The organism is Streptomyces sp. NPDC002742 (assembly GCF_042888885.1).
In the GTDB taxonomy this organism is placed as follows: Bacteria; Actinomycetota; Actinomycetes; order Streptomycetales; family Streptomycetaceae; genus Streptomyces.
Window position 1 is genome coordinate 223583 of the sequence record NZ_JBIAQF010000006.1, and the last position, 23369, is coordinate 246951.

Sequence of the window (23369 nt, forward strand, 5' to 3'; positions counted from 1 at the left end):
ATCAGGTCTGTGCCATGTCCACGAAGCGCGAGTAATGACCCTGGAAGGCCACCGTGATCGTGGCTGTCGGACCGTTACGGTGCTTGCCGACGATGATGTCGGCCTCGCCGGCACGGGGGGACTCCTTCTCGTACGCGTCCTCGCGGTGGAGCAGGATGACCATGTCCGCGTCCTGCTCGATCGACCCGGATTCACGCAGGTCGGAGACCATGGGCTTCTTGTCCGTGCGCTGCTCGGGACCACGGTTGAGCTGCGACAGCGCGATCACCGGCAGTTCCAGCTCCTTGGCCAGCAACTTCAGGTTTCGCGACATGTCGGAGACCTCCTGCTGACGGCTCTCGGACCGCTTGCCGCCGGACTGCATCAGCTGCAGATAGTCGATGACGACGAGCTTCAGATCGGCGCGCTGCTTGAGGCGGCGGCACTTGGCACGGATCTCCATCATCGACAGGTTCGGGGAATCGTCGATGTAGAGGGGAGCCGCCGAGACGTCCGGCATACGGCGGGCGAGCCGGGTCCAGTCCTCATCGGTCATGGTGCCGGACCGCATGTGGTGCAGGGCCACACGCGCCTCGGCGGACAGCAGGCGCATCGCGATCTCGTTGCGGCCCATTTCGAGCGAGAAGATCACGCTGGGCATGTTGTGCTTGATCGAACAAGCACGGGCGAAGTCCAGCGCCAGCGTCGACTTACCCATGGCGGGACGAGCCGCAATGATGATCATCTGCCCGGGGTGCAGGCCGTTGGTCAGCGAGTCGAGGTCGGTGAAGCCGGTCGGTACGCCGGTCATCTCCCCCGAACGCGATCCGATCGCCTCGATCTCGTCGAGCGCGCCCTCCATGATGTCGCCGAGCGGCAGATAGTCCTCGGTGGTCCGCTGCTCGGTGACCGCGTAGATCTCCGCCTGGGCGCTGTTGACGATCTCATCGACGTCCCCGTCGGCCGCGTACCCCATCTGTGTGATCCGCGTACCCGCCTCGACCAGGCGGCGCAGAACCGCGCGCTCGTGCACGATCTCCGCGTAGTACTCGGCGTTCGCCGCGGTCGGGACCGTCTGGACCAGCGTGTGCAGATACGGCGGGCCGCCGACCTTGGTGATCTCGCCACGCTTGGTGAGCTCGGCCGCGACCGTGATCGGGTCGGCCGGCTCGCCCTTCGCGTACAGGTCGAGGATCGCACCGTAGATGGTCTCGTGCGCGGGCCGGTAGAAATCGTGGCCCTTCAGCACCTCGACGACGTCGGCGATGGCGTCCTTCGACAGGAGCATGCCACCGAGGACGGACTGCTCGGCGTCGAGGTCCTGCGGCGGTACCCGTTCGAAGGACGAACCGCCGCTTTCCCATGACCCGTTGTCCCGGTCGTGCTGCTCGTCGCGGCCTCGGCCACCGCTCCCACGCCGACGGGACGAGGGCAGACGATCACTGGGACCACTGTCCGCCCAGGGGTCGTCCAAGGGCTCGGAAATAGTCACCGAGCCACCTCCTCCCGTCCGCAGAGCGGACCTAGCAGTGCCTTCAATTTCTACGGCACGGCACTGACAAGTGAGCTGCCCAACTCCGGTTCTCGCGCGTCGGTTTTGCGTGCTTTCCGAGGACGGAGGAGAGAACGGGCGACGCACCACGTTAGGCCCGCGGGCACCGTCAGCCAATCTGGTTATCCACAGGCCATGTGGACGACGGCCCCGATGCTGTGGAGAACTCCACGAAACCTGTGCACGACCCGGTGGACAGCCCTGTGAACAAGCCCTCAGCCCTTCAGATGAACATGCTCTGACCTGGCGTTTTCCCATCCACCGGCTGTGCAGAAGAAAAACTTCCCCAGTCGGATCAAGATCTCGGCAAACAGTGCGCCACGACACACTCCGTGCGACCGAAAGTAAGGGTCCACCCCGCATTGCATCTCTTACCTGTGGAAGATTAGATTGATGCTCATGACACAGGCTTCCGCGGCGCCCGGGGCCACCCGGCGCCGGCACGACCGAGAGATCGTCGCTCTGGCCCTTCCGGCGTTCGGCGCACTCGTCGCCGAGCCTCTTTTCGTGCTGGCCGACAGCGCCATCGTCGGCCATCTCGGCACCGCGCAACTGGCTGGACTCGGCGTCGCCTCGGCCCTTCTCATGACAGCCGTCGGTGTCTTCGTGTTCCTCGCCTACGCCACTACGGCGGCGGTCGCCCGCCGAGTCGGAGCCGGCGATATGCGATCAGCGATCCGTCAGGGCATGGACGGCATCTGGCTCGCCCTGCTCATCGGCGCGGCCGTGATCGCCGTCGCCCTGCCCACCGCACCCTCCCTCATGGAATTCCTGGGCGCCTCCGACACCGCGGCCTCGTACGCGACGACCTATCTGCGGATCTCGGTATTCGGCATCCCCGCCATGCTCGTCGTGCTGGCCGCCACCGGAATACTGCGCGGGCTCCAGGACACGAAGACCCCGCTGTACGTCGCCGTCGGAGGCTTCGTAGCCAACGCGGTCCTCAACGTCGTCCTTGTCTACGGCGTGGGCCTCGGTATCGCCGGCTCCGCCTGGGGCACGGTCATCGCTCAGTGCGGTATGGCCGCCGTCTATCTGTACGTCGTCGCTCGCGGAGCCCGGGAGTACGGCGCTTCCCTGCGGCCGGACGTCACCGGCATCCGGGCCTGCGCCCAGGCCGGCACGCCGCTGCTCGTCCGTACGCTGTCGCTACGCGCGATCCTCCTCATCGCCACGACTGTCGCCGCCCGGCTCGGGGATGCCGACATGGCGGCACACCAGATCATCCTGTCACTGTGGAGTCTGCTCGCCTTCGCGCTCGACGCCATCGCCATCGCGGGACAGGCCATCATCGGGCGATATCTCGGTGCGGACGACGCTCAGGGTGCCCGTGAGGCATGCCGTCGCATGGTGCAGTGGGGTCTCGTCACCGGGATCGCACTCGGTCTGCTGGTCATCGCGACTCGCCCCCTGTTCCTTCCGCTGTTCAGCGGCGACTCGGGCGTACAGAACGCGGCACTGCCGGCCCTGGTGATGGTCGCTGTCTCCCAGCCGATCTGCGGGATCGTCTTCGTCCTGGACGGCGTGCTGATGGGCGCGGGGGACGGGCCGTACCTGGCCTGGGCAATGCTGCTCACGCTGGCGGTCTTCACCCCTGTCGCCCTGCTCGTTCCCCTTCTCGGAGGCGGGCTGACCGCGCTCTGGGGAGCGATGACGCTGATGATGACGATGCGGATGGTGACCCTGTGGCTGCGCTCTCGCTCGGGCCGCTGGGTCGTCACGGGGGCGACGCGCTGAAACGGGCCGACCGTTCCACGGGAAACGAAGGTTTCACGTGAAACGACGAAGTGACGACCTCCGGCATCCGCGAAGAGACGTCGCAGACACGCTCGGAAGAAGCACGGTGGAGAAGCACGGTCAGGAGAAGCGGAAGGGCCGCACCCCGAGGGGGTACGGCCCTTCTCTCAGCTATGCCGAGCGCTGCACTCAGGCAGCGACAACCTCGATGTTGACCTTGGCGGCAACCTCGGGGTGCAGACGCACGGACGTCTCGTGGGCGCCCAGGGTCTTGATGGGCGAGCCCAGCTCAATGCGGCGCTTGTCGACCTCGGGGCCACCGGAAGCCTTGATCGCCGAAGCGACGTCGGCCTGGGTGACGGAACCGAAGAGACGACCGGCGTCGCCGGAGCGAACGGCCAGACGAACCTTGACGCCCTCGAGGCGGGCCTTGATCTCGTTGGCCTGCTCGATGGTCGCGATCTCGTGGATCTTGCGAGCACGACGGATCTGCTCGACGTCCTTCTCGCCACCCTTGGTCCAGCGGATCGCAAAGTTCCGCGGGATCAGGTAGTTGCGAGCGTAACCGTCCTTGACGTCAACGACGTCGCCCGCGGCACCGAGGCCGGAGACCTCGTGGGTAAGGATGATCTTCATGTGTCGGTCACCCTTCCTTTATCGCGCAGTGGACGTGTAGGGCAGCAGCGCCATCTCACGGCTGTTCTTCACAGCCGTGGCGACGTCACGCTGGTGCTGCGTGCAGTTGCCGGTCACGCGGCGGGCACGGATCTTGCCGCGGTCGGAAATGAACTTCCGCAGCATGTTCGTGTCCTTGTAGTCCACGTACGTGACCTTGTCCTTGCAGAACGCGCAGACCTTCTTCTTCGGCTTGCGCACAGGCGGCTTCGCCATGGTGTATCTCCTGTGTGATCAAGAAGTGGGAGTACGGCCCACCCTCGGCCATGAGGCCTAGAAGGGGGGCTCGTCCGAGTAGCCGCCGCCGGAACCGCCGGAGCCGCCGGAGCTTCCGCCCCAGCCGCCACCGCCACCGCCGCCGCCCTGGTTGCCACCAGCGGGAGCGCTGGTCGCCCAGGGGTCGTCGCCAGGAGCGCCGCCGCCCTGCGGAGCGCCGCCGGAGCTTCCGCCCCAGCTGCCGCCCTGCTGGCCGCCACCGCCACCGCCGCCGTAACCGCCCTGGCCGCCCTGGCCGCCTCGGCCCGTGGTCTTGGTGACCTTGGCCGTGGCGTTCTTCAGGCTGGCGCCGACTTCCTCGACGTCCAGTTCGTAGACCGTGCGCTTGACGCCCTGGTTGTCCTCGTAGGACCGCTGCTTCAGGCGGCCCTGCACGATGACGCGCATGCCGCGCTGGAGCGACTCGGCGACGTTCTCCGCCGCCTGTCGCCAGACCGAGCAGGTCAGGAACAGGCTCTCGCCGTCCTTCCACTCATTGGTCTGCCGGTCGAAGGTGCGGGGGGTGGACGCGACACGGAACTTCGCGACCGCCGCACCGGAAGGGGTGAAGCGCAGCTCGGGGTCGTCGACAAGATTGCCGACGACCGTGATGACGGTCTCGCCTGCCATGGGGGAACCTCTCGGCGGGTTTGCTGCTGGCTGCTGGTGCTGCTACTCGATGCCCGAGATCAACTGAGCTGGAGAGCTCAGTGGGTCTCGGGACGGAGGACCTTGGTCCGGAGGACCGACTCGTTCAGGTTCATCTGGCGGTCGAGCTCCTTGACGACCGCAGGCTCGGCCTGCAGGTCGATGACCGAGTAGATGCCCTCGGGCTTCTTCTTGATCTCGTACGAGAGACGACGACGGCCCCAGGTGTCGACCTTTTCGACCTTTCCGCTGCCCTCACGGACGACGGAGAGGAAGTTCTCGATCAGGGGGGCGACGGCGCGCTCTTCCAGATCGGGGTCGAGGATGACCATCACTTCGTAGTGACGCATGTGGAACCCACCTCCTTTGGACTCAACGGCCACGGTCGTTCCGTGGCAGGAGGGTTGTGATGCGTACGCAACGGTATCGGCCGCCACTGACAATCGGACCGCCGATCGGCGAACCGAGCGGCAATCCCTGTCGTGACCTGGCTTTGAGCCTGGGCAGACACCGGTGCAGAGGGTACAGAGTACCTGCACACCGGCTTCCGGTTGAAATCCGACCGGGTTGGCCGTCAATCTGTACACATCGGGTGTGTATGGCGCTACGATGCGCCGCCTTCCGCAGGAGGTGCCTTATGGCACAGGTATTGCGACCCAGCACGACCGGCTCACTCTTCGCCACGGACGGCAAGCCTCATCCGCTCCAGGACACCTTGCTCGTGGTGACTCTGGTGTGCGGAGTCCTGGCCTTCGCCACGTCGATGTTCCACAGCCTCCATCTGCTCAGCTCCTGGGCCGGCCTCGTCGGGATCCTCGCCGGCGCCTACGGCCAGTTCATCTCCGAGACGACCCGAGAGCGCTTCGGACTGATCGTGGGACTCGGTCTCTCGGGCGTCGGCTTCTACCTCGGACTGGCCCACGGCGGCCTCTTCGGTGGTGTGATCTGAGTCGAACGTCCGTTTTCCCCTGGCCTCGGGACGCTCCACGCCGCGTCTGCGGGGTCCAGGTTCCATACGGCCAGTCGGGGCGCTCGCAGGGCGCAGTAGGCTTCGGCGCGAGAGCCGGAGCCCCTGTACCCATGGGGACACACCAGCCCGAGGAGCGCCCCGAATGAGCCTGACCCTGAGGACCATCAGCCGAGAGCAGCATCTGGCATACATCCAGAGCCTGCCCGCGGCCAGTCACATGCAGGTCCCCGCCTGGGCAGACGTAAAGGCCGAGTGGCGCTCCGAGAACCTCGGATGGTTCGACGACAGGACCGGCCAGATGGTCGGCGCGGGCCTGGTGCTGTACCGCCAGCTGCCCAAGATCAAGCGCTATCTCGCCTATCTGCCCGAGGGACCGGTCATCAACTGGTTCGCGCCGAACCTCGACGACTGGCTGCAGCCGATGCTCGCGCACCTCAAGCACCAGGGCGCCTTCTCGGTGAAGATGGGTCCGCCGGTGATCATCCGGCGCTGGGAAGCCACGTCCATCAAGGGCGGCATCCAGAACCCGGACGTGAAGCGCCTGCGCGACATCGAGGCCGACTTCATCGAACCGCGCGCCTTCGAGGTCGCGGACAAGCTGCGCCGCATGGGCTGGCAGCAGGGCGAGGACGGCGGTGCCGGCTTCGGCGACGTCCAGCCCCGCTATGTCTTCCAGGTGCCGCTGGCCAACCGTTCCCTCGAAGAGGTCCACCGGAACTTCAACCAGCTGTGGCGCCGCAACATCAAGAAGGCCGAGAAGGCGGGCGTCGAGGTCGTCCAGGGCGGCTACCAGGACCTGGAGGAGTGGCAGCGGCTGTACGAGATCACCGCCGTGCGCGACCACTTCCGGCCCCGCCCGCTGTCGTACTTCCAGCGCATGTGGACGGCCCTCAACACCGAGGACCCCAACCGCATGCGGCTCTACTTCGCACGCCACGAGGGCGTGAACCTGTCGGCCGCGACGATGCTCGTGGTCGGCGGACACGTCTGGTACTCCTACGGCGCCTCGGACAACATCGGACGTGAGGTCCGGCCCTCCAACGCGATGCAGTGGCGCATGCTGCGCGACTCGTACGCCCTGGGAGCCACGGTCTACGACCTGCGCGGCATCTCCGACTCGCTGGACGAGACCGATCACCTCTTCGGTCTGATCCAGTTCAAGGTGGGCACGGGCGGAGAGGCCGCCGAGTACCTCGGCGAGTGGGACTTCCCGCTCAACAAGCTGCTCCACAAGGCACTCGACATCTACATGTCACGCCGCTGAGCCGCCCCGAATCGCATGCCGGGCCGCTGAACCAGCCCGGCATCGCCCCATCGGTCCCGCGAATCAGCGACAATTCCGTTTCATACCCCTGATACACCGCAGCCACAAGAAAGGTTCCGGGACCGGCCATGGCGCTCACGCTCTACGTCGACACCGCGCGCTGGCGGGCACACCACAAGCAGGTGTCCGAGCAGTTCCCGGGGCTCGTCCCCGTCTGCAAGGGCAACGGCTACGGCTTCGGCCACGAACGGCTCGCGGACGAGGCCACCCGTCTGGGCTCGGACATCCTCGCCGTCGGCACCACGTACGAGGCCGCCCGGATCAAGGACTGGTTCGGCGGCGATCTGCTGGTCCTGACGCCGTTCAGGCGCGGCGAGGAGCCCGTGCCGCTGCCCGACCGCGTCATCCGCTCCGTGTCGTCCATCGACGGCGTGTACGGCCTTGTGGGCGCCCGTGTCGTCATCGAGGTGATGTCCTCGATGAAGCGGCACGGCGTGAGCGAGCAGGATCTGCCGCATCTGCACTCCGCCATCGAGAACGTCCGGCTGGAGGGCTTCGCGATCCATCTGCCGTTGGACCGCACCGACGGTTCGGACGCCGTCGAGGAGGTCATCGGCTGGATGGACCGCCTCCGCGCGGCCCGTCTGCCCCTGCACACGATGTTCGTCAGCCACCTCAAGGCCGATGAACTCGCGCGACTTCAGCGGCAGTTCCCGCAGACCCACTTCCGCGCCCGTATCGGCACGCGGCTGTGGCTGGGGGACCACGAGGCCACCGAGTACCGCGGGGCCGTCCTGGACGTCACACGCGTCTCCAAGGGCGACCGCTTCGGCTACCGGCAGCAGAAGGCGGCCTCGGACGGCTGGCTCGTGGTCGTGGCGGGCGGTACGTCGCACGGGGTGGGCCTGGAGGCCCCCAAGGCGCTGCACGGCGTCATGCCCCGGGCCAAGGGCGTCGCGCGCGCCGGCCTCGCGACCGTCAACCGGAACCTTTCTCCGTTCGTCTGGGCGGGCAAGCAGCGCTGGTTCGCCGAGCCCCCGCACATGCAGGTCTCGATCCTCTTCGTGCCGCACGACGCCACGGAGCCGAAGGTCGGTGACGAGTTGGTGGCCCATCTGCGGCACACCACCACGCAGTTCGACCGCGTCGTCGAACGCTGACCCCCGCTCTCCACGCGCTCAGGTCCACCGGAAAGGCCGTACACGGACACCGTGTACGGCCTTTCGCGTGACTCTTCCGCGTTCTGTTCGCTCAGAGCGAACGGTCTCCGGATGCCGCGTCCTCGGCACCCCAGTCGACTTGGGGGAGCCCGTCGTAGTGCGCGGCGTGCCGGGGCGGATGTGCGGCCGCGCCGAGGACGAAGACGTCCTCGGCACCGTCCAGCCGCCCGCCCGACGGGTCGTCGTCCCCTTCTCGGCGCACCACGTCGCGCTCCGGCATGAAGACGTCCCGTACGACCACCGCGCACAAGTACAGCGTCCCCAACAGGTGGACGGCGATGGCGACTTGATATCCGCCGGTCGGCAGTCCCTTGTGGGCGTCCCCGCTGGTCGTGTACGCGAGATACATCCAGATACCCAGGAAGTACACGACCTCGCACGCCTGCCAGATCAGGAAGTCCCGCCAGCGCGGCCGGGCCAGCACCGCCAGCGGGACGAGCCACAGCACGTACTGGGGCGAGTAGACCTTGTTGGTGAGGATGAAGGCCGCGACGATCAGGAACGCGAGCTGAGCGAAGCGTGGGCGACGGGGGGCGGTGAGCGTGACGACGCTCAGCCCCGCACAGATGATCAGCATCATGATCAGCGCCCAGGCATTGGCCGTGTCGGGCGTGATCGCGATCTTCAGCCACTGCGAGATGAACAGAAAGACCGAACCGAAGTCGACGCCGCGGTCATGACTGAAGGTGTAGAACTTCGCCCAGCCCTCGGGGGCGAAGTACATGACCGGAAGGTTCACGGCCAGCCAGGCACCTACGGCACCGAGCAGCGCCGTACCGAACTCACGCCACTTGCCGGCCCGCCAGCACAGCAGGAAGAGCGGCCCGAGAACCAGGAACGGGTAGAACTTGGCGGCCGTGGCAAGCCCGATCAGGATGCCGAAGGCCAGGACGCGGCCCCGCGACCACATGAGCATCGCGGCGGCCAGCAGAGCCACGGCAAGGAGATCCCAGTTGATCGTGGCGGTGAGGGCGAAGGCGGGCGCCAGGGCGACCAGGAGGCCGTCCCAGGGGCGACGGCGGTGGGTGCGCGCGGTGCATACGGCGATGACCGCCGCGCACACCATCAGCATCCCCGCGTTGACCATCCAGTAGACCTGCTCCTGGTGCTGGATGCTCCCGCTGCCCGGAGTGAGCCAGGCCGCAACCTCCATGAACACACCGGTCAGCACCGGGTACTCGAGGTAGTCCATGTCGCCGGGGATCTTGTCGAAGTACGGCACAAGGCCGTCGGCGAAACCCCGCCCCTGGTAGAGGTGCGGGATGTCCGAGTAGCACGCGTGCGTGTACTGCGAGCTGGCCCCGAAGAACCAGCCACCGTCGTAGCACGGCAGCTTCTGGACCATACCGAGGACAAACATGCCGATCGCCACCAGCGCGACGACCCTCACGGGCGTCCACCAGGACGTCCCGGGCAGGGCCCGCCGCCCGATGGGGCCGCCGATCAGTTCACTGCCGCTGGCGGCGACCTCGTCATCCTTGGTCGGCCGCACCAACTCCGGCTCGTGCACGCTCACTCGCGTCGTCTCTGCACTGGGCATGCCGCACATCCTGCCGTACGCGTCTGGGAATAGGCCGAGGGCCGCCCCACCTTGTCGGTGCGGCGGCCCTCGTTTCACATAAAACGGTGTGTTTCACGTGAAACACACACAGAGGCGGCTAGCCGTTCGACCCTCCGAGGATGGTTCCGCTGCTGTTGCCATTGCCGTTGCCTCTACTGGTAGAGCTGGTGGTGGATTCCGTCGGCGAGGCGCTCACACCACCGTCGGTGCCACCTGTACCGGTACCGCCGGTATCGGTCCCACCGTTGTTGCTGCAGTTCCAGTCGAACTTCCTGCACGTCTCGCTCGCCGAGGGCGAAGGAGATGTCAGGGTCTCACTGGGGGTCGGACTCGGCGTCGGGCTCGGTGACTCGCTCACCGTGGCGGACGGGGTCGGCGACGGGCTCGGAGTGTCGTTGAGGACCACACCAATGTCCTCGGGTACCGGGAAGGGCTCCGCCTTCTGATCCTTGAGCGCGACCTCCATGTAGTCCCGGAAGATCTGGGACGGGAACGACGCACCGTGGATGGTCTGCTCGCCACCCGTGCCGTACATCGGCAGGAACTCGCGGTTCTTGTTGGTCTCGTCGTCGTCCAGGCGGTACATGCCGATCGCCGTGGCCAGCTGCGGGGTGTACCCGACGAACCAAGCGGACTTGTTGCCGTCGGTGGTACCGGTCTTGCCGGCCACCTCACGGCCCTTCAGCTGGGCGTTGGTACCGGTGCCCTTCTCGACCACGGTCTTCAGGACGTCCGTGACGTTGTCGGCCACCTTCGCGGTGAAGGCTTCCACGGTCTTCGCGACACGGTCGTGCTGGAAGACGTTGCCGTCCGCGTTGGTCACGCTCTCGACCGAGTACGGATCCCGCTGCTTACCGCTGGCCGCGAAGGTTGCGTACGCGCCGGCCATGCGGATCGCACTCGGGGAGGAGGTACCCAGGGAGAACGACGGGAACCTGGAACTGGCGAGACTGGACTCCTTGATGCCTGCCCTCAGGACGGCGTCCTTCACCTTGTCCAGGCCGACGTCCATGCCCAGCTGGACATAAGCGGAGTTGACGGACTCGCGCATCGCCTCACGCAGGTCGATCTTGTAGGTGGGCGGGTTGAGGGACTGATGGCCGTCGTTCTGCTGCAGCCACTCCTTGCCCTTGTCGTCCGTCCAGTCGGTCTTGTTGTAGTCCTGGATCTTGAGCCCGTTCTTCCCGCTGTACAGGCTCTTCGGCGAGACGACGGTGCGCTCGTCCTGCGCCTGGGACGGACCGCCCTTGGGGTCCCTGGCACCCCAGGACATGGCGGCCGCCAGCACGAAGGGCTTGAACGTCGAACCCACCTGGGCACCGGTCTGGTCGGCGTTGTCGGTGAAGTGCTTGGTCGCGTCCACACCGCCGTAGATGGCCTCGATCGCACCGCTGTCCGGGTTGACGGACGCCCCGCCGAACTGGACGTACTTGTCGTTCTTCGGACGCAGATTGGGCTTGATATTGGCCTTCTGCACCTTCTTCACCGCGGCCTCGAGCGCCTTGACCTTCGTCTTGTCGAAGGTCGTGTGGATCTGATATCCACCCTGCCGAAGCTTGGTCTCGGTGATCTTGGTCGTGTCGCTGTTCTTGATCAGGTACGTGTTGGCCAGGTCGACCAGATAGCCGACCTGCCCGCTCAGTGCGGCGTTGGACCGCGGAGACTGGATCTTGGGGAACGTCTTGAACTCGTTCCGCCGCGCCTGGCTCAGACGGCCGTCCTTGACCTCTTCGTCGAGAATCCATCCCCAGCGGGCCTCGGCACGCTTGCGGTTGGCCTCCTGCGTGGCGGCCGGGTCGATCGACGGGGCGCCCGCGGGGTCGTAGTACGTGGCGCCCTTGAGCACCGCCGCAAGGAAGGCGCACTGACTCGCGTCCAGCTTCGTGGCGTCCTTGTTGAAGTAGGCATGCGCCGCGGCCTGGATGCCGTAGGCGTTGCGCCCGTAGTACGCGGAGTTCAGGTAGCCGGCCATGATCTGGTCCTTGGGCAGTTTGGCCCCGACCTTGATGGAGACGAACAGCTCCCTGAGCTTGCGGGAGACCGTCTGCGACTGGTCCTGAAGCATCGCGTTCTTCACGTACTGCTGGGTGATGGTGGAGCCACCCTGCGTCTGACCGCCCTTGGCCATGTTCACGAAGGCACGGGCGATACCCATCGGGTCGACGCCACTGTCGGTCTCGAACGTCTTGTTCTCGGCCGACATGACCGCCCACCGCATCTCCTTGGGGATCTGCGCGTAGCTGATGATCTGGCGGTTGGCCTCACCACCCGTGGCGACCATCTCGCTGCCGTCGGCGTAGTAGTAGACGTTGTTCTGCGCCTTGGCGGTCTTGCCGATGTCCGGGATGCCCACCAGGGCGTATGCGACGCCCGCCGCAGCGACCATGCTGCCGAAGAAGCCGATGAACAGGCCCGTCACGAGCTTCCAGGACGGCACCCAGCGCGCGGCGCCGTACTTACCGGCGCGCGGGTAGTCGATGATTCGCTTTCTGGCAGGCTCGGGGGCGCGGCCTCGGCCGCGGCCCGGCCCACCCGGGCCCGGGGGACCACCGCGTCGGCCACCCCCTCCACCTGGGTCACCGTGTCCCGCGCCGTCGGCGGCTCTGCGTCGGCCTCCGCCGTTTCCTCGCTGGGTCGCCCGCCGTGCCTCGGCACGGCTGCCGAACGGGCTCTCTTCACCCCCCGAGTCATAGGAATCGGAAGGAGAGCCGGTGGCGTCTCGCGGTGCCTCGCGGCGGCCTGCGGACGGGCCGGTCTGTGGCTGGCCGCGCCGGGCCGCGGCACGTCCGCCGCCCTGCGGCTGCGGCGGTTTGCGACGGTGCTCGCTCATCGAACGATTACTCCTCGGGCAGGCGCACCTTTGCGCGCCTGGAAACGGCGGCTGGTTTCCGGTCCCCCCGAAGTACGGATGCGGTCGATCGTGCATTCACCCGTACTGCACCAAAGACGTTGACGTTCTCAGACGTCACTCGGTTCCCGGTGGTGTCCATGCCGCACAGACTACGCACCGTCAAAACCCACCTAGCGCCTAAGTTCACCCCAAATCAGGCAACTTGCTTCGTATGAATCAGTGATGTGACGCCGTTCACTCCGCTTCCTCTTGTCGCATCCTCAACGTCGTTCTATCGTGCTGATGTATCGAGTCGATACATCAGCACGGCATAAAGGCCGTGCCGACGAGGCAGCGACAGGGAGGAGGCGACGATGAGCCGGCGTTCCGGGATTCTCGAGTTCGCTGTCCTCGGCCTGCTCCGCGAGTCCCCGATGCACGGCTATGAGCTGCGCAAACGACTCAATACGTCACTGGGTGTGTTCCGTGCCTTCAGCTACGGAACGCTCTACCCCTGCCTCAAGACGCTGGTCACCGACGGCTGGTTGATCGAGGAATCAGGATCCACGCCCGAAGACGCCCTGACGGCAACGCTCGCAGGACGTCGCGCCAAGATCGTCTACCGATTGACGGCGGAAGGTAAGGATCACTTCGAGGAACTTCTCGCGCAGACGGGTCCCGACGCGTACGAGGACGAACACTTCGCCGCTCGCTTCGCCTTCTTCGGGCAGACGTCACGCGACGTACGCATGCGCGTACTGGAGGGCCGCCGCAGCCGTCTGGAGGAGCGCCTCGAGAAGATGCGCGCCTCGCTGGCGCGCACCCGGGAGCGCCTCGACGACTACACGCTTGAGCTCCAGCGCCACGGAATGGAGTCCGTGGAGCGCGAAGTGCGCTGGCTGAACGAGCTCATCGAGAGTGAGCGAGCCGGACGGGACGTCAAGCGTCTCGCCACCGACGGCTCCGCTCAACAGGACAACACATCTGGAGAGACGGGCGGCCTGCCCCGGCACCGGGACAGCACCCGGCCGGATCCGTCCGACGACACCGCCACGTGAGGCCCATTCGGGGTTTCACCGATACACACAGGGAGCAACCGGAATGGGTTCGGTTCGCGTAGCCATCGTCGGCGTGGGCAACTGCGCCGCCTCGCTGGTTCAGGGCGTCGAGTACTACAAGGACGCCGACCCGGCGGCCAAGGTACCCGGCCTGATGCACGTCCAGTTCGGCGACTACCACGTCGGTGACGTCGAGTTCGTCGCCGCGTTCGACGTCGACGCGAAGAAGGTCGGCCTCGACCTCTCCGACGCCATCGGTGCCAGCGAGAACAACACCATCAAGATCTGCGACGTCCCGAGCAAGGGCGTCACGGTCCAGCGCGGTCACACCCTGGACGGTCTCGGTAAGTACTACCGCATGACCATCGAGGAGTCCGCCGAGACCCCGGTCGACGTGGTCCAGGTCCTGAAGGACAAGCAGGTCGACGTCCTGATCTGCTACCTGCCCGTCGGTTCCGAGGCCGCGGCGAAGTTCTACGCCCAGTGCGCCATCGACGCCAAGGTCGCCTTCGTCAACGCCCTCCCGGTCTTCATCGCCGGCACCAAGGAGTGGGCGGACAAGTTCACCGAGGCCGGTGTCCCGATCGTCGGCGACGACATCAAGTCGCAGGTCGGCGCGACCATCACGCACCGTGTGATGGCGAAGCTGTTCGAGGACCGCGGTGTCCGTCTCGAGCGCACCATGCAGCTCAACGTCGGCGGCAACATGGACTTCAAGAACATGCTGGAGCGCGACCGCCTCGAGTCCAAGAAGATCTCGAAGACGCAGGCCGTCACCTCGCAGATCCCCGACCGCGACATGGGCGAGAAGAACGTCCACATCGGTCCCTCGGACTACGTGGCCTGGCTCGACGACCGCAAGTGGGCGTACGTCCGCCTCGAGGGCCGTGCCTTCGGCGACGTCCCGCTGAACCTGGAGTACAAGCTCGAGGTCTGGGACTCCCCGAACTCGGCCGGTGTCATCATCGACGCCCTGCGCGCCGCGAAGATCGCCAAGGACCGCGGCATCGGCGGCCCGATCCTGTCGGCGTCCTCGTACTTCATGAAGTCCCCGCCGGTCCAGTACTTCGACGACGAGGCCTTCGCCAACGTCGAGAAGTTCATCAAGGGCGAGGTCGAGCGCTAAGCACGATTTCGTGCCTGCTGTTGAGGGTCCCCGGGCTTGCCGCCCGGGGACCCTCCTCGTATGTGAGGCTGTGCCCCATGGCCGTCGTGCGTGACCTGCGCGTCCTCCTGCGCTTCCAGGGATTCAGACGCCTGCTCGGCGTACGGCTGCTGTCCCAGGGCGCTGACGGCGTCTATCAGGTCGCGCTGGCCACCTACGTGGTCTTCTCACCGGAGAAGCAGACCTCGGCGGCCTCGATCGCCTCCGCGATGGCGGTGCTGCTGCTCCCGTACTCCCTGATCGGCCCCTTCGCGGGGGTCCTGCTGGACCGATGGCGCCGCCGACAGGTCTTTCTCTACGGCAATCTGCTGCGCACGGCGCTGGCGTGTGTGACGGCCGTCCTGATGCTGAGCCATGCACCCGACTGGCTCTTCTACATCTCCGCCCTCTCCGTCACCGCGGTCAACCGCTTCGTCCTGGCCGGGCTGTCGGCCTCGCTGCCCCGTGTCGTCGACCCGGGCCGGCTGGTACTGGCCAACTCGCTTTCACCGACCGCCGGAACGCTCGCGGCGACCATGGGCGGAGCTCTCGCTTTCGCCGTACGACTGGTCTTGTCCGACTCCGACACAGCGGTGGTCCTCGTAGGAGCGGCTCTGTATCTCTGCGCGGCCCTCGCCTCGCTGCGCATCGCCCCGGAACTCCTCGGGCCTGACCAGGAACCGGTCCACCCCCACCTGGCCACGACCCTCGTCGGCACCGCGCGAGGCCTTGCCGCCGGCGTACGTCATCTTGCGGAGCGCCCACGACGGGAGGCGGCCTGGGCTCTGCTGACGATGACGCTGATGCGCTTCTGCTACGGCGCCCTGACCGTCATGGTGCTGATGCTCTGCCGTTACGCATGGTCATCCGGCTCGGACGACGGGCTAGCGTTCCTGGGTCTGGCCGTGGGTGTCTCGGGGGCCGGGTTCTTCGTCGCGGCCGTGGTGACACCCTGGGCGGCCGGACGACTGGGCCCGGGGCGTTGGATCGCCGTCTGCGCCGGCGCAGCCGCGGTCCTGGTACCCGCGCTCTGTCTGCCGTTCGCCCCCATACCCACACTGGCCGCCGCATTCGTGCTGGGCGTGACCACGCAGGGGGCGAAGATCGCCACGGACACGATCGTGCAGTCCTCCGTCGATGATGTCTATCGCGGCCGGATCTTCTCCATTTACGACGTCCTGTTCAACGTCGCCTTCGTCGGAGCGGCCGCAGTAGCCGCTCTGATGCTGCCTCCTGACGGACGGTCGGTGGCCCTCGTCGTCACCGTGGCGACGGTCTACGCATCAATTGCGGTCGCTATGGGGCGTTTTGAACTCCAGTAAGTGTCACATCAGTGCCACAGAGCCACTTCTGACTACTGCGTTGTCAGAGGGCCCCGATAACTTACGTGCGTCTTACTTCCGCATCACGTGCCTATGTTCCAGGGGGACCCAAGTGACAACTCCACCGCCCCAGGGCCAGAACCCGTTCGCTCAGGGCCAGCCGCCCCAGGGCCAGGCCCCGTACGGCCAGCAGCCCCAGCAGGGATACCCGCAGCAGCCGGGGCAGCCCGGGTTCCCGCCGCAGTCGGCCGCCGGGTACGCCGCCGTCCCGCCGCAGCGCCCGAAGCGCGGCCTCCGCCAGTACGGGCGCATAGCCCTTGCCGTGGCGGGCCTTGGCGTCATCGTGGGCGGCTGGGTTATCAACAACGACAACGACGACGCCAAAAAGCTGGCCGTGGGCGACTGCCTGTACAACAAGGGCACCGGCAGCAACCCGGATGTCGTCCAGGTCGACTGCGCCGATTCCAAGGCCACGCACAAGGTACTCAAGAAGGCGGACGGCGCCTCGCTTCCCTCGCTGACGTGCCAGAACGTCACGGATACGACGGCGACGCTGACGTGGAAGGAAACCGGGGAGTCCTTCACCCTCTGCCTTGGGTCCAACAAGTAACTCGCAGAGGTACCAACAGCAGGGGCCGGTGTTTCACGTGAAACACCGGCCCTTCGCGTCACCCGGGGCGATGTTTCACGTGAAACATCGCTGCCCGACTGCCCCTCAGCCCTGCTCGGCCCACCACTCCTTGAGCGCCGTCACCGCGGCGTCGTACTCCATCGGACCGTTCTCCAGTCTCAGTTCCAGCAGGAACTTGTACGCCTGACCGATCGCGGGACCCGGACCGATGCCCAGGATCTCCATGATCTCGTTGCCGTCGAGGTCGGGGCGGATCGCGTCGAGCTCCTCCTGCTCCTTGAGCTGGGCGATGCGATCCTCCAGTCCGTCGTAGGCACGGGAGAGGGCGGCTGCCTTGCGCTTGTTGCGGGTGGTGCAGTCGGAGCGGGTCAGCTTGTGGAGACGGTCGAGGAGCGGACCCGCGTCACGGACGTAGCGGCGGACAGCGGAGTCCGTCCACTCACCGGTGCCGTACCCGTGGAAGCGCAGATGCAGTTCGACCAGACGTGAGACATCCTTCACGAGATCATTCGAGTATTTGAGCGCCGTCATCCGCTTCTTGGTCATCTTGGCGCCCACCATCTCGTGGTGGTGGAACGAGACCCGCCCGTCCTGCTCGAAGCGACGCGTTCGCGGCTTACCGATGTCGTGGAGCAGTGCGGCGAGCCTGAGAACCAGATCGGGCCCGTCCTCCTCCAACGCCATCGCCTGTTCCAGAACGATCAGCGTGTGTTCGTAGACGTCCTTGTGCCGGTGGTGCTCGTCGCTCTCCAGCCGCAGCGCGGGAAGCTCGGGGAGCACGTGGTCGGCGAGCCCGGTGTCCACGAGCAGGGTCAGGCCCTTGCGCGGGTGGGCGGACCGGATCAGCTTGTTCAGCTCCTCCCGCACCCGCTCCGCCGAGACGATCTCGATACGCCCGGCCATGTCCGTCATGGCGGCAACGACCTCGGGTGCGACCTCGAAATCGAGCTGGGCGGCGAACCGTGCGGCGCGCATCATCCGCAGCGGATCGTCGGAGAAGGACGCCTCCGGGGTCCCCGGGGTACGCAGAACGCGAGCGGACAGGTCGTCCAGACCGCCGTACGGGTCGATGAACTCCTTCTCCGGCAGCGCGACGGCCATCGCGTTCACCGTGAAGTCACGACGCACGAGGTCTTCCTCGATGGAGTCGCCGTAGGACACCTCCGGCTTGCGCGAGGTCCGGTCGTACGCCTCGGAGCGGTAGGTCGTGATCTCGATCTGGAACGACTGATCCGCATCGCCCACGCGGGCATCCTTCTGCGCCCCCACCGTGCCGAAGGCGATCCCGACCTCCCAGACAGCGTCCGCCCAGGGCCGGACGATCTTCAGCACGTCCTCGGGTCGGGCGTCCGTCGTGAAGTCCAGGTCATTGCCGAGCCGGCCGAGGAGCGCGTCCCGGACCGAGCCGCCGACCAGGGCGAGCGAGAACCCGGCCTCCTGGAAACAGCGGGCGAGCTCGTCGGCGACAGGAGACACCCGCAGCAGTTCACTCACCGCGCGGCGCTGCACCTGGCTCAGGGCACTGGAATTGTCTTCGTTGGCGTTCGGCACAACAGAAAAGGGTACGTGGCCGAGCACCCCGGGAGCGCCTGGATAAATCCCACACTCGTGCCCACATCTTTTTCGCGGGCAGAATACGCGCACATACAGGACAGTCGGCCACCTTCCCCGATCTTGTGGACCACTCCGCGGCACTTACTCTCAGCGCACCTCGTTACGATGCCTGGACGCACATTCCGACGACCACTGACGACGACGAGGGACGGGCGAGCGCGTGGCCGAGGCGGCAGACTTCCAAGGGACGAGTCCCTCACCTGCCCGCCGGTGGCTCCGGCGCAGCGGTGCACTGCTGGCCGGGGCGCCGTTGCTGGCCGGGCTGCTCCAGCTGCCCTTCAGCACCCCCTCCCAGGCTGCGGAGAAGGCCGCCGTGGCCGCCGCCACGGGGTCCTCCGGCCCCGTCGACATCAGCCTCGACTCTCTGAGCCCCAGCGTTCCCACCGACGGCGACACGATCACGGTCTCGGGCTCGGTCACCAACACGAGCAAGCAGACGGTCACGGACGGACATGTGGGCATCCGCGTCGGACCGTCCCTGAACACCCGCTCCGCCATCGACACCGCCGCGAAGCGCACCAGCTTCCAGCCGGGCCTCGACGCGCTGGAGGTCGGGGGCAAGTATGTCGCGAAGGTCACCGAACTCGCCGCGGGCAGCTCGCAGCACTTCAGCATCTCGGTACCCGTCAAGGACCTCGACCTCGGCTCCGACGGCGTCTACCAGCTCGGCGTCTCGCTCACGGGCCGGACGACCGCACAGCCGTGGGACCAGGTTCTCGGTATCGAGCGGACGTTCCTGCCCTGGCAGCCCGCAGCAGCGGACACGAAGACGAAGACGACGTACCTCTGGCCGCTCATCTCCACCGTCCACCTCACGGCGGAGACCGGTTCGGACGCGCAGCAGACGCCCGTCTTCAAGAACGACGACCTGGCCAAGGAGATCTCACCGGGCGGGCGCCTGGACCAGCTCCTGTCGCTGGGCAGCCAGCTCGATGTCACCTGGGTGCTCGACCCGGACCTGCTGGCCTCCGTCGACGCGATGCGGGGCGGCTACCGGATCCAGCAGGAGAACCGCACGACCATCGCCGGCAGGAACCAGGCGGTCGCCAACGCCTGGCTCGACAAGCTGGAGAAGACGGTCCGAGACCAGAGCGTCGTAGCGCTCCCCTTCGCCGACCCCGACCTCGCGTCGCTGGCCCACCACGGCAAGGACGTCACCGGTTCCCTGAGCCACCTCAAGGACGCCACCGATGTGGCGGCCGGCACGGTGGAGACGATCGTCCACGTGAAGCCGAACACGGAGTTCGCCTGGCCGGCGGACGGTGCGGTGGACCCGTCGATCGTCAAGGTGGCCACGTCGGCCGGCGCGGACAAGGTGATCGCCCGCAGCGACAGCCTGCGCGAGACGGGCGGCCTGTCCTACACGCCCAGCGCCGCCCGCCCCATCGGCGGCGGAACGACGGCGGTGGTGGCCGACCAGCGGCTGTCGACCGCGTTCCAGGGCGACATGATGAAGGCGGACGACTCCACGCTCGCCGTCCAGAAGTTCCTCGCGCAGAGCCTGATGATCAACCTCCAGGAGTCGAAGGACGCGCGCAGCATCGTCGTCGCTCCGCAGCGCATGCCCACCGCCAGCCAGGCACAGTCGATGGCCGAGGGACTGCGGGCGCTCCAGCAGGGGAACTGGTCGGAGTCCCAGGGTCTGATCGAGGCCGCCAAGGCCAAGCCGGATCCCGGCGCCACCACGAAGGTGCCCCCCACGTCCTCGTACCCCTCGTCACTGCGCCACCGGGAGCTGCCACGCGCGGCCTTCGAGCGGATCCAGGCGACACAGGCCAAGCTCGACAAGTTCCGGATGACCCTGACCGACGAGTCCCGTGTGGTCACGCCGTTCGGGCGGGCGATAGACCGGGGGATGTCAGCGTCGTGGCGCGGTCGGTCCACTGAGGCGGCGGCCTTCCGGCAGGGCGTTGAGACGTATCTCGACAGCCTCATGGGCCTGGTGCACCTCATCAAGAAGTCGGACGCGAAGCTTTCCGGGCGCAGCGCCACCATCCCCGTGACCGTCCAGAACAACCTCGTGCAAGGCGTCGGCCACCTGATGCTGCGCCTCACTTCGCAGCAGCCCACCCGGCTCAAGATCGGCAATGGCCCGTACGACGAGCGGCCGATCCAGGTCGCGGGCGAACACAGTCAGTCGGTCAAGTTCACGACGTCCACCAAGGCCAACGGCCCGGTGCAGGTGATCGCCCAGCTCTACACGGAGGACGGGCAGCCGTACGGAGCACCGGTTTCCTTCGAGGTGAAGGTCACCGAGATCACCTCCACGGTGATGCTCGTCATCGGCGGCGGAGTCCTGCTTCTCGTGCTCGCCGGTTTCCGGATGTACACGCAGCGTAAGCGCGCGGCCGCCCGGCAGGCCGAGGAGGACGCGGAGAACGGTTCTGAGGGAGGGGGCGAGAGCAAGGGCACGGACGGCACCGTGGACACTGACACCACCGAAGACTCCGAGGCCGGTCCCGAACAGGCTTTTGGCTCGGAGTCCGGGGCAGACGACCCGGAGCACCCGAGTGACCCAACACCGGACACCGCACCGGAAAGCGCCGACCCGTCCGGCACGGGTGAGAGAGTGGACCGTTGAGCGATGTCGTGGCCGGTGGGCCCGGGGACGATGAGGTGGGGCAACCATGAACGCGCCGTACGACGGTGACCGCGGCCAGGGCGCGGGCTCCTCGGGCTACCCCGAGGACCACCCGGACCAGGCCGCGGGTCGCTCCGGCTACCCCGAGGGCATGTCGGAAGCCGCTCAGATGCCGCCGGGGTCTCCCGCGGACATGTACCTCCAGGACGCCTACGACCAGGATCCCTACCGGGCGCAGGACCTCTCCGCCCAGGATCCGGTGGCGGAGGCGCTCTACGACCGTGCCGCGCACCCTCCGCCGGCGCCCGGAACGTACGCCCCCCAGCAGCCGCTCTACGCCCAGCCACCCGCGTCGCAGTACGCCCCCGACCCGAGGATGTGGGCGCAGACGCCCCCTCCGGAACCGGCCGGACCGACGCGCCACCTGCCGTACGGGGACGATGCCCGGACCACCCAGTACGTGGGGGTGGACGACCTGGTCACCCAGGCCGGCGAGGAGCAGCATGAGCCCGACGCCTTCGCTCACCTCTTCCGCGATCAGCAGCAGGGCGGCGTCCGTCACGCTTACGCCTCCCCCGCCGTCCCGGCACCGGCTCCTGAGCCGGCTCCGGCCGCCGCTCAGCCTCCCGCGGCCGCTCCGGCCAAGTCCGGCGGCCGTGCCTCCGGCTTGCTGAAGTCCAGTGCCGTCATGGCGGCGGGCACCCTGGTTTCCCGTCTCACCGGCTTCGTACGCACCATGATCATCACGGCCGCTCTGGGAGCGGCCACGCTCGGTGACGCCTGGACCGTCGCGTACACCCTGCCGACGATGATCTACATCCTGACCGTCGGCGGCGGACTCAACTCGGTCTTCGTGCCCCAGCTCGTGCGGTCCATGAAGGAGGACGAGGACGGCGGTGAGGCGTACGCCAACCGCCTGCTGACCCTCGTCATGGTCGCCCTCGGCGTGATCGTCACCGCAGCGGTCTTCATCGCGCCGCTGCTGATCCAGCTGATGTCGGACTCCATCGCGAGCGACCCGGCGTCGAACAACGTGGCCGTCTCCTTCGCCCGGTACTGCCTGCCCACGATCTTCTTCATGGGCGTGCACGTGGTCATGGGCCAGATCCTCAACGCCCGCGGGAAGTTCGGCGCGATGATGTGGACTCCGGTCCTCAACAACATCGTCATGATCTTCACGTTCGGCATGTTCCTCTGGGTCTACGGCACCGCCCGCCACTCCGGCATGACGGTGACCAACATCCCGCCGGACGGCATCCGTCTGCTGGGGATCGGCACCCTGCTCGGCCTGGTCGTACAGGCCACGGCGATGGTTCCGTATCTGCGCGAGGCCGGCTTCCGGTTCCGTCCGCGTTTCGACTGGCGGGGCCACGGTCTCGGCAAGGCCGTGAAGCTCGCCAAGTGGACCGTGCTCTTCGTTCTCGCCAACCAGGCCGGTGTGCTCGTCGTCACGCAGCTGGCGACAGCGGCGGGCAAGGCCTCGGGCAAGGACGGAGCGGGCATCCTGGCGTACGCCAACGCCCAGCTGATCTGGGGCATGCCACAGGCGATCATCACGGTCTCCGTCATGGCCGCCATGCTTCCGCGGATCTCGCGAGCGGCCCACGACGGGGACCCGGGAGCCGTCCGCGACGACATCTCGCAGGGTCTGCGGACCTCCGCGGTGGCGATCGTCCCGGTCGCCTTCATGTTCGTGGCCCTGGGCATCCCCATGTGCACCCTGCTCTTCGGCTCCAGCGGCGTCGAGGCGGCGCAGTCCCAGGGCTATGTCCTCATGGCTTTCGCGCTCGGCCTGATCCCGTTCTCGGTGCAGTACGTGGTCCTGCGAGGCTTCTACGCCTACGAAGACACCCGCACCCCCTTCTACAACACGGTCATCGTGGCCGCCGTCAACGCTGCCGCGTCGGCCGTCTGTTACGTGGTGCTGCCCGCGCAGTGGGCGGTCGTCGGCATGGCCGGCGCGTACGGACTGGCATACGCCGTGGGCGTCGGAGTTGCCTGGCAGCGACTGCGCAGGCGGCTCGGCGGCGACCTGGACGGCGCCCGCGTGCTGCGCACGTACGCGCGTCTCTGCCTGGCCTCCCTCCCTGGCGCCGTGGTGGGCGGCGCCGTAGGCTTCGCGATCACCCAGGCTCTCGGACACGGTGTGATCGGTTCGATCGCGGCGCTCGTCGCCGGATCGATCGCCCTGCTCGGTGTCTTCTACGTCGCCGCGCGCAAGATGCGCATCGAAGAACTCAATTCAATGGTCGGAATGGTCCGCGGGCGCCTGGGGCGCTGAGTCGGGGGTACGCGCACAACCATCGTCCGTCGCCGTGTGTCGTGCAT

Annotated in this window: 18 protein-coding genes; 10 read left to right on the top strand and 8 right to left on the bottom strand. The window is 67.1% G+C overall.

The features are described 5' to 3' along the window. Nucleotide 1: 1 nt before the first annotated feature. Nucleotides 2–1471: a replicative DNA helicase gene (dnaB, locus tag ACFYW8_RS12690; protein ID WP_365869362.1), complete on the bottom strand. Its 1470-nt coding sequence runs from the start codon at nt 1469–1471 to the stop codon at nt 2–4. A 459-nt stretch (nt 1472–1930) separates the two neighbouring features. Between dnaB and ACFYW8_RS12695 the strand changes: the two genes are divergently transcribed. Beyond that, nucleotides 1931–3268 carry an MATE family efflux transporter gene (locus ACFYW8_RS12695; RefSeq protein WP_389071806.1) on the top strand — a complete coding sequence of 446 codons (1338 nt, stop codon included), beginning with the start codon at nt 1931–1933 and terminating at the stop codon, nt 3266–3268. A gap of 189 nt (nt 3269–3457) precedes the next feature. Here the strand turns inward: ACFYW8_RS12695 and rplI are convergent, their stop codons facing one another. The 4 genes from rplI to rpsF form a co-directional block, all read right to left on the bottom strand. After that, nucleotides 3458–3904, bottom strand: coding sequence for a 50S ribosomal protein L9 (gene rplI, locus ACFYW8_RS12700; RefSeq protein ID WP_266760569.1), 447 nt, complete (start codon nt 3902–3904; stop codon nt 3458–3460). An 18-nt stretch (nt 3905–3922) separates the two neighbouring features. Beyond that, complete coding sequence (rpsR, locus tag ACFYW8_RS12705) at nt 3923–4159, bottom strand: 30S ribosomal protein S18 (RefSeq protein WP_003949403.1); 237 nt, start codon at nt 4157–4159, stop codon at nt 3923–3925. A 57-nt stretch (nt 4160–4216) separates the two neighbouring features. Further along, nucleotides 4217–4828: a single-stranded DNA-binding protein gene (locus ACFYW8_RS12710; protein ID WP_389071812.1), complete on the bottom strand. Its 612-nt coding sequence runs from the start codon at nt 4826–4828 to the stop codon at nt 4217–4219. Between the two features lie 77 nt (nt 4829–4905). Next, nucleotides 4906–5196 (bottom strand): 30S ribosomal protein S6, encoded by a 291-nt coding sequence (rpsF, locus tag ACFYW8_RS12715; protein WP_261703747.1) that lies wholly within the window; start codon nt 5194–5196, stop codon nt 4906–4908. 287 nt (nt 5197–5483) lie between these two features. Between rpsF and ACFYW8_RS12720 the strand changes: the two genes are divergently transcribed. The 3 genes from ACFYW8_RS12720 to ACFYW8_RS12730 all read left to right on the top strand — a co-directional run bounded on the left by ACFYW8_RS12720 (nt 5484) and on the right by ACFYW8_RS12730 (nt 8240). Next, the gene (locus ACFYW8_RS12720) at nt 5484–5795 is read left to right on the top strand and encodes a hypothetical protein (protein ID WP_365869358.1); all 312 of its coding nucleotides are present in this window, start codon (nt 5484–5486) and stop codon (nt 5793–5795) included. A gap of 163 nt (nt 5796–5958) precedes the next feature. Further along, the gene (femX, locus tag ACFYW8_RS12725) at nt 5959–7080 is read left to right on the top strand and encodes a peptidoglycan bridge formation glycyltransferase FemX (protein WP_365869357.1); all 1122 of its coding nucleotides are present in this window, start codon (nt 5959–5961) and stop codon (nt 7078–7080) included. Nucleotides 7081–7208: 128 nt separating this feature from the next. Beyond that, entirely contained in the window at nt 7209–8240 is a 1032-nt protein-coding gene (locus ACFYW8_RS12730; RefSeq protein ID WP_365869356.1) for an alanine racemase, read from the top strand. A gap of 91 nt (nt 8241–8331) precedes the next feature. Here ACFYW8_RS12730 and ACFYW8_RS12735 read toward each other — a convergent pair whose 3' ends face one another. Both ACFYW8_RS12735 and ACFYW8_RS12740 read right to left on the bottom strand, forming a co-directional pair. Continuing rightward, on the bottom strand, nt 8332–9840 hold the full coding sequence (locus tag ACFYW8_RS12735) for a glycosyltransferase family 87 protein (protein WP_389071825.1): 1509 nt from the start codon (nt 9838–9840) through the stop codon (nt 8332–8334). Nucleotides 9841–9958: 118 nt separating this feature from the next. Further along, on the bottom strand, nt 9959–12691 hold the full coding sequence (locus tag ACFYW8_RS12740) for a transglycosylase domain-containing protein (RefSeq protein WP_389071828.1): 2733 nt from the start codon (nt 12689–12691) through the stop codon (nt 9959–9961). A gap of 374 nt (nt 12692–13065) precedes the next feature. Between ACFYW8_RS12740 and ACFYW8_RS12745 the strand changes: the two genes are divergently transcribed. The 4 genes from ACFYW8_RS12745 to ACFYW8_RS12760 all read left to right on the top strand — a co-directional run bounded on the left by ACFYW8_RS12745 (nt 13066) and on the right by ACFYW8_RS12760 (nt 16825). Beyond that, nucleotides 13066–13749, top strand: a complete 684-nt coding sequence (locus ACFYW8_RS12745) for a PadR family transcriptional regulator (protein ID WP_389071833.1) — start codon at nt 13066–13068, stop codon at nt 13747–13749. Between the two features lie 43 nt (nt 13750–13792). Beyond that, nucleotides 13793–14875: an inositol-3-phosphate synthase gene (locus tag ACFYW8_RS12750; RefSeq protein ID WP_351124268.1), complete on the top strand. Its 1083-nt coding sequence runs from the start codon at nt 13793–13795 to the stop codon at nt 14873–14875. A 77-nt stretch (nt 14876–14952) separates the two neighbouring features. Then, nucleotides 14953–16215 carry an MFS transporter gene (locus ACFYW8_RS12755; RefSeq protein WP_389071841.1) on the top strand — a complete coding sequence of 421 codons (1263 nt, stop codon included), beginning with the start codon at nt 14953–14955 and terminating at the stop codon, nt 16213–16215. A 112-nt stretch (nt 16216–16327) separates the two neighbouring features. Continuing rightward, nucleotides 16328–16825 (top strand): hypothetical protein, encoded by a 498-nt coding sequence (locus ACFYW8_RS12760; RefSeq protein WP_389071846.1) that lies wholly within the window; start codon nt 16328–16330, stop codon nt 16823–16825. A 105-nt stretch (nt 16826–16930) separates the two neighbouring features. Here ACFYW8_RS12760 and ACFYW8_RS12765 read toward each other — a convergent pair whose 3' ends face one another. Next, nucleotides 16931–18397: a CCA tRNA nucleotidyltransferase gene (locus tag ACFYW8_RS12765; protein ID WP_389071850.1), complete on the bottom strand. Its 1467-nt coding sequence runs from the start codon at nt 18395–18397 to the stop codon at nt 16931–16933. 223 nt (nt 18398–18620) lie between these two features. Here ACFYW8_RS12765 and ACFYW8_RS12770 point away from each other — a divergent pair, with 223 nt between their 5' ends. Both ACFYW8_RS12770 and murJ read left to right on the top strand, forming a co-directional pair. Further along, a complete protein-coding gene (locus tag ACFYW8_RS12770; protein WP_389071855.1) occupies nt 18621–21041 on the top strand; it encodes a DUF6049 family protein in 2421 nt (806 codons plus the stop codon). Nucleotides 21042–21087: 46 nt separating this feature from the next. Then, on the top strand, nt 21088–23322 hold the full coding sequence (murJ, locus tag ACFYW8_RS12775) for a murein biosynthesis integral membrane protein MurJ (RefSeq protein WP_389071860.1): 2235 nt from the start codon (nt 21088–21090) through the stop codon (nt 23320–23322). Nucleotides 23323–23369: the final 47 nt, after the last annotated feature.

Coding starts and splice junctions, on each gene's coding strand:
- ACFYW8_RS12745 (WP_389071833.1), top strand. CDS start 13,066: ATGAGCCGGCGTTCCGGGATTCTCGAGTTCGCTGTCCTCGGCCTGCTC.
- ACFYW8_RS12720 (WP_365869358.1), top strand. CDS start 5,484: ATGGCACAGGTATTGCGACCCAGCACGACCGGCTCACTCTTCGCCACG.
- ACFYW8_RS12755 (WP_389071841.1), top strand. CDS start 14,953: ATGGCCGTCGTGCGTGACCTGCGCGTCCTCCTGCGCTTCCAGGGATTC.
- rplI (WP_266760569.1), bottom strand. CDS start 3,904: ATGAAGATCATCCTTACCCACGAGGTCTCCGGCCTCGGTGCCGCGGGC.
- femX (WP_365869357.1), top strand. CDS start 5,959: ATGAGCCTGACCCTGAGGACCATCAGCCGAGAGCAGCATCTGGCATAC.
- ACFYW8_RS12710 (WP_389071812.1), bottom strand. CDS start 4,828: ATGGCAGGCGAGACCGTCATCACGGTCGTCGGCAATCTTGTCGACGAC.
- ACFYW8_RS12735 (WP_389071825.1), bottom strand. CDS start 9,840: ATGCCCAGTGCAGAGACGACGCGAGTGAGCGTGCACGAGCCGGAGTTG.
- ACFYW8_RS12695 (WP_389071806.1), top strand. CDS start 1,931: ATGACACAGGCTTCCGCGGCGCCCGGGGCCACCCGGCGCCGGCACGAC.
- ACFYW8_RS12740 (WP_389071828.1), bottom strand. CDS start 12,691: ATGAGCGAGCACCGTCGCAAACCGCCGCAGCCGCAGGGCGGCGGACGT.
- murJ (WP_389071860.1), top strand. CDS start 21,088: ATGAACGCGCCGTACGACGGTGACCGCGGCCAGGGCGCGGGCTCCTCG.
- rpsR (WP_003949403.1), bottom strand. CDS start 4,159: ATGGCGAAGCCGCCTGTGCGCAAGCCGAAGAAGAAGGTCTGCGCGTTC.
- ACFYW8_RS12730 (WP_365869356.1), top strand. CDS start 7,209: ATGGCGCTCACGCTCTACGTCGACACCGCGCGCTGGCGGGCACACCAC.
- ACFYW8_RS12750 (WP_351124268.1), top strand. CDS start 13,793: ATGGGTTCGGTTCGCGTAGCCATCGTCGGCGTGGGCAACTGCGCCGCC.
- rpsF (WP_261703747.1), bottom strand. CDS start 5,196: ATGCGTCACTACGAAGTGATGGTCATCCTCGACCCCGATCTGGAAGAG.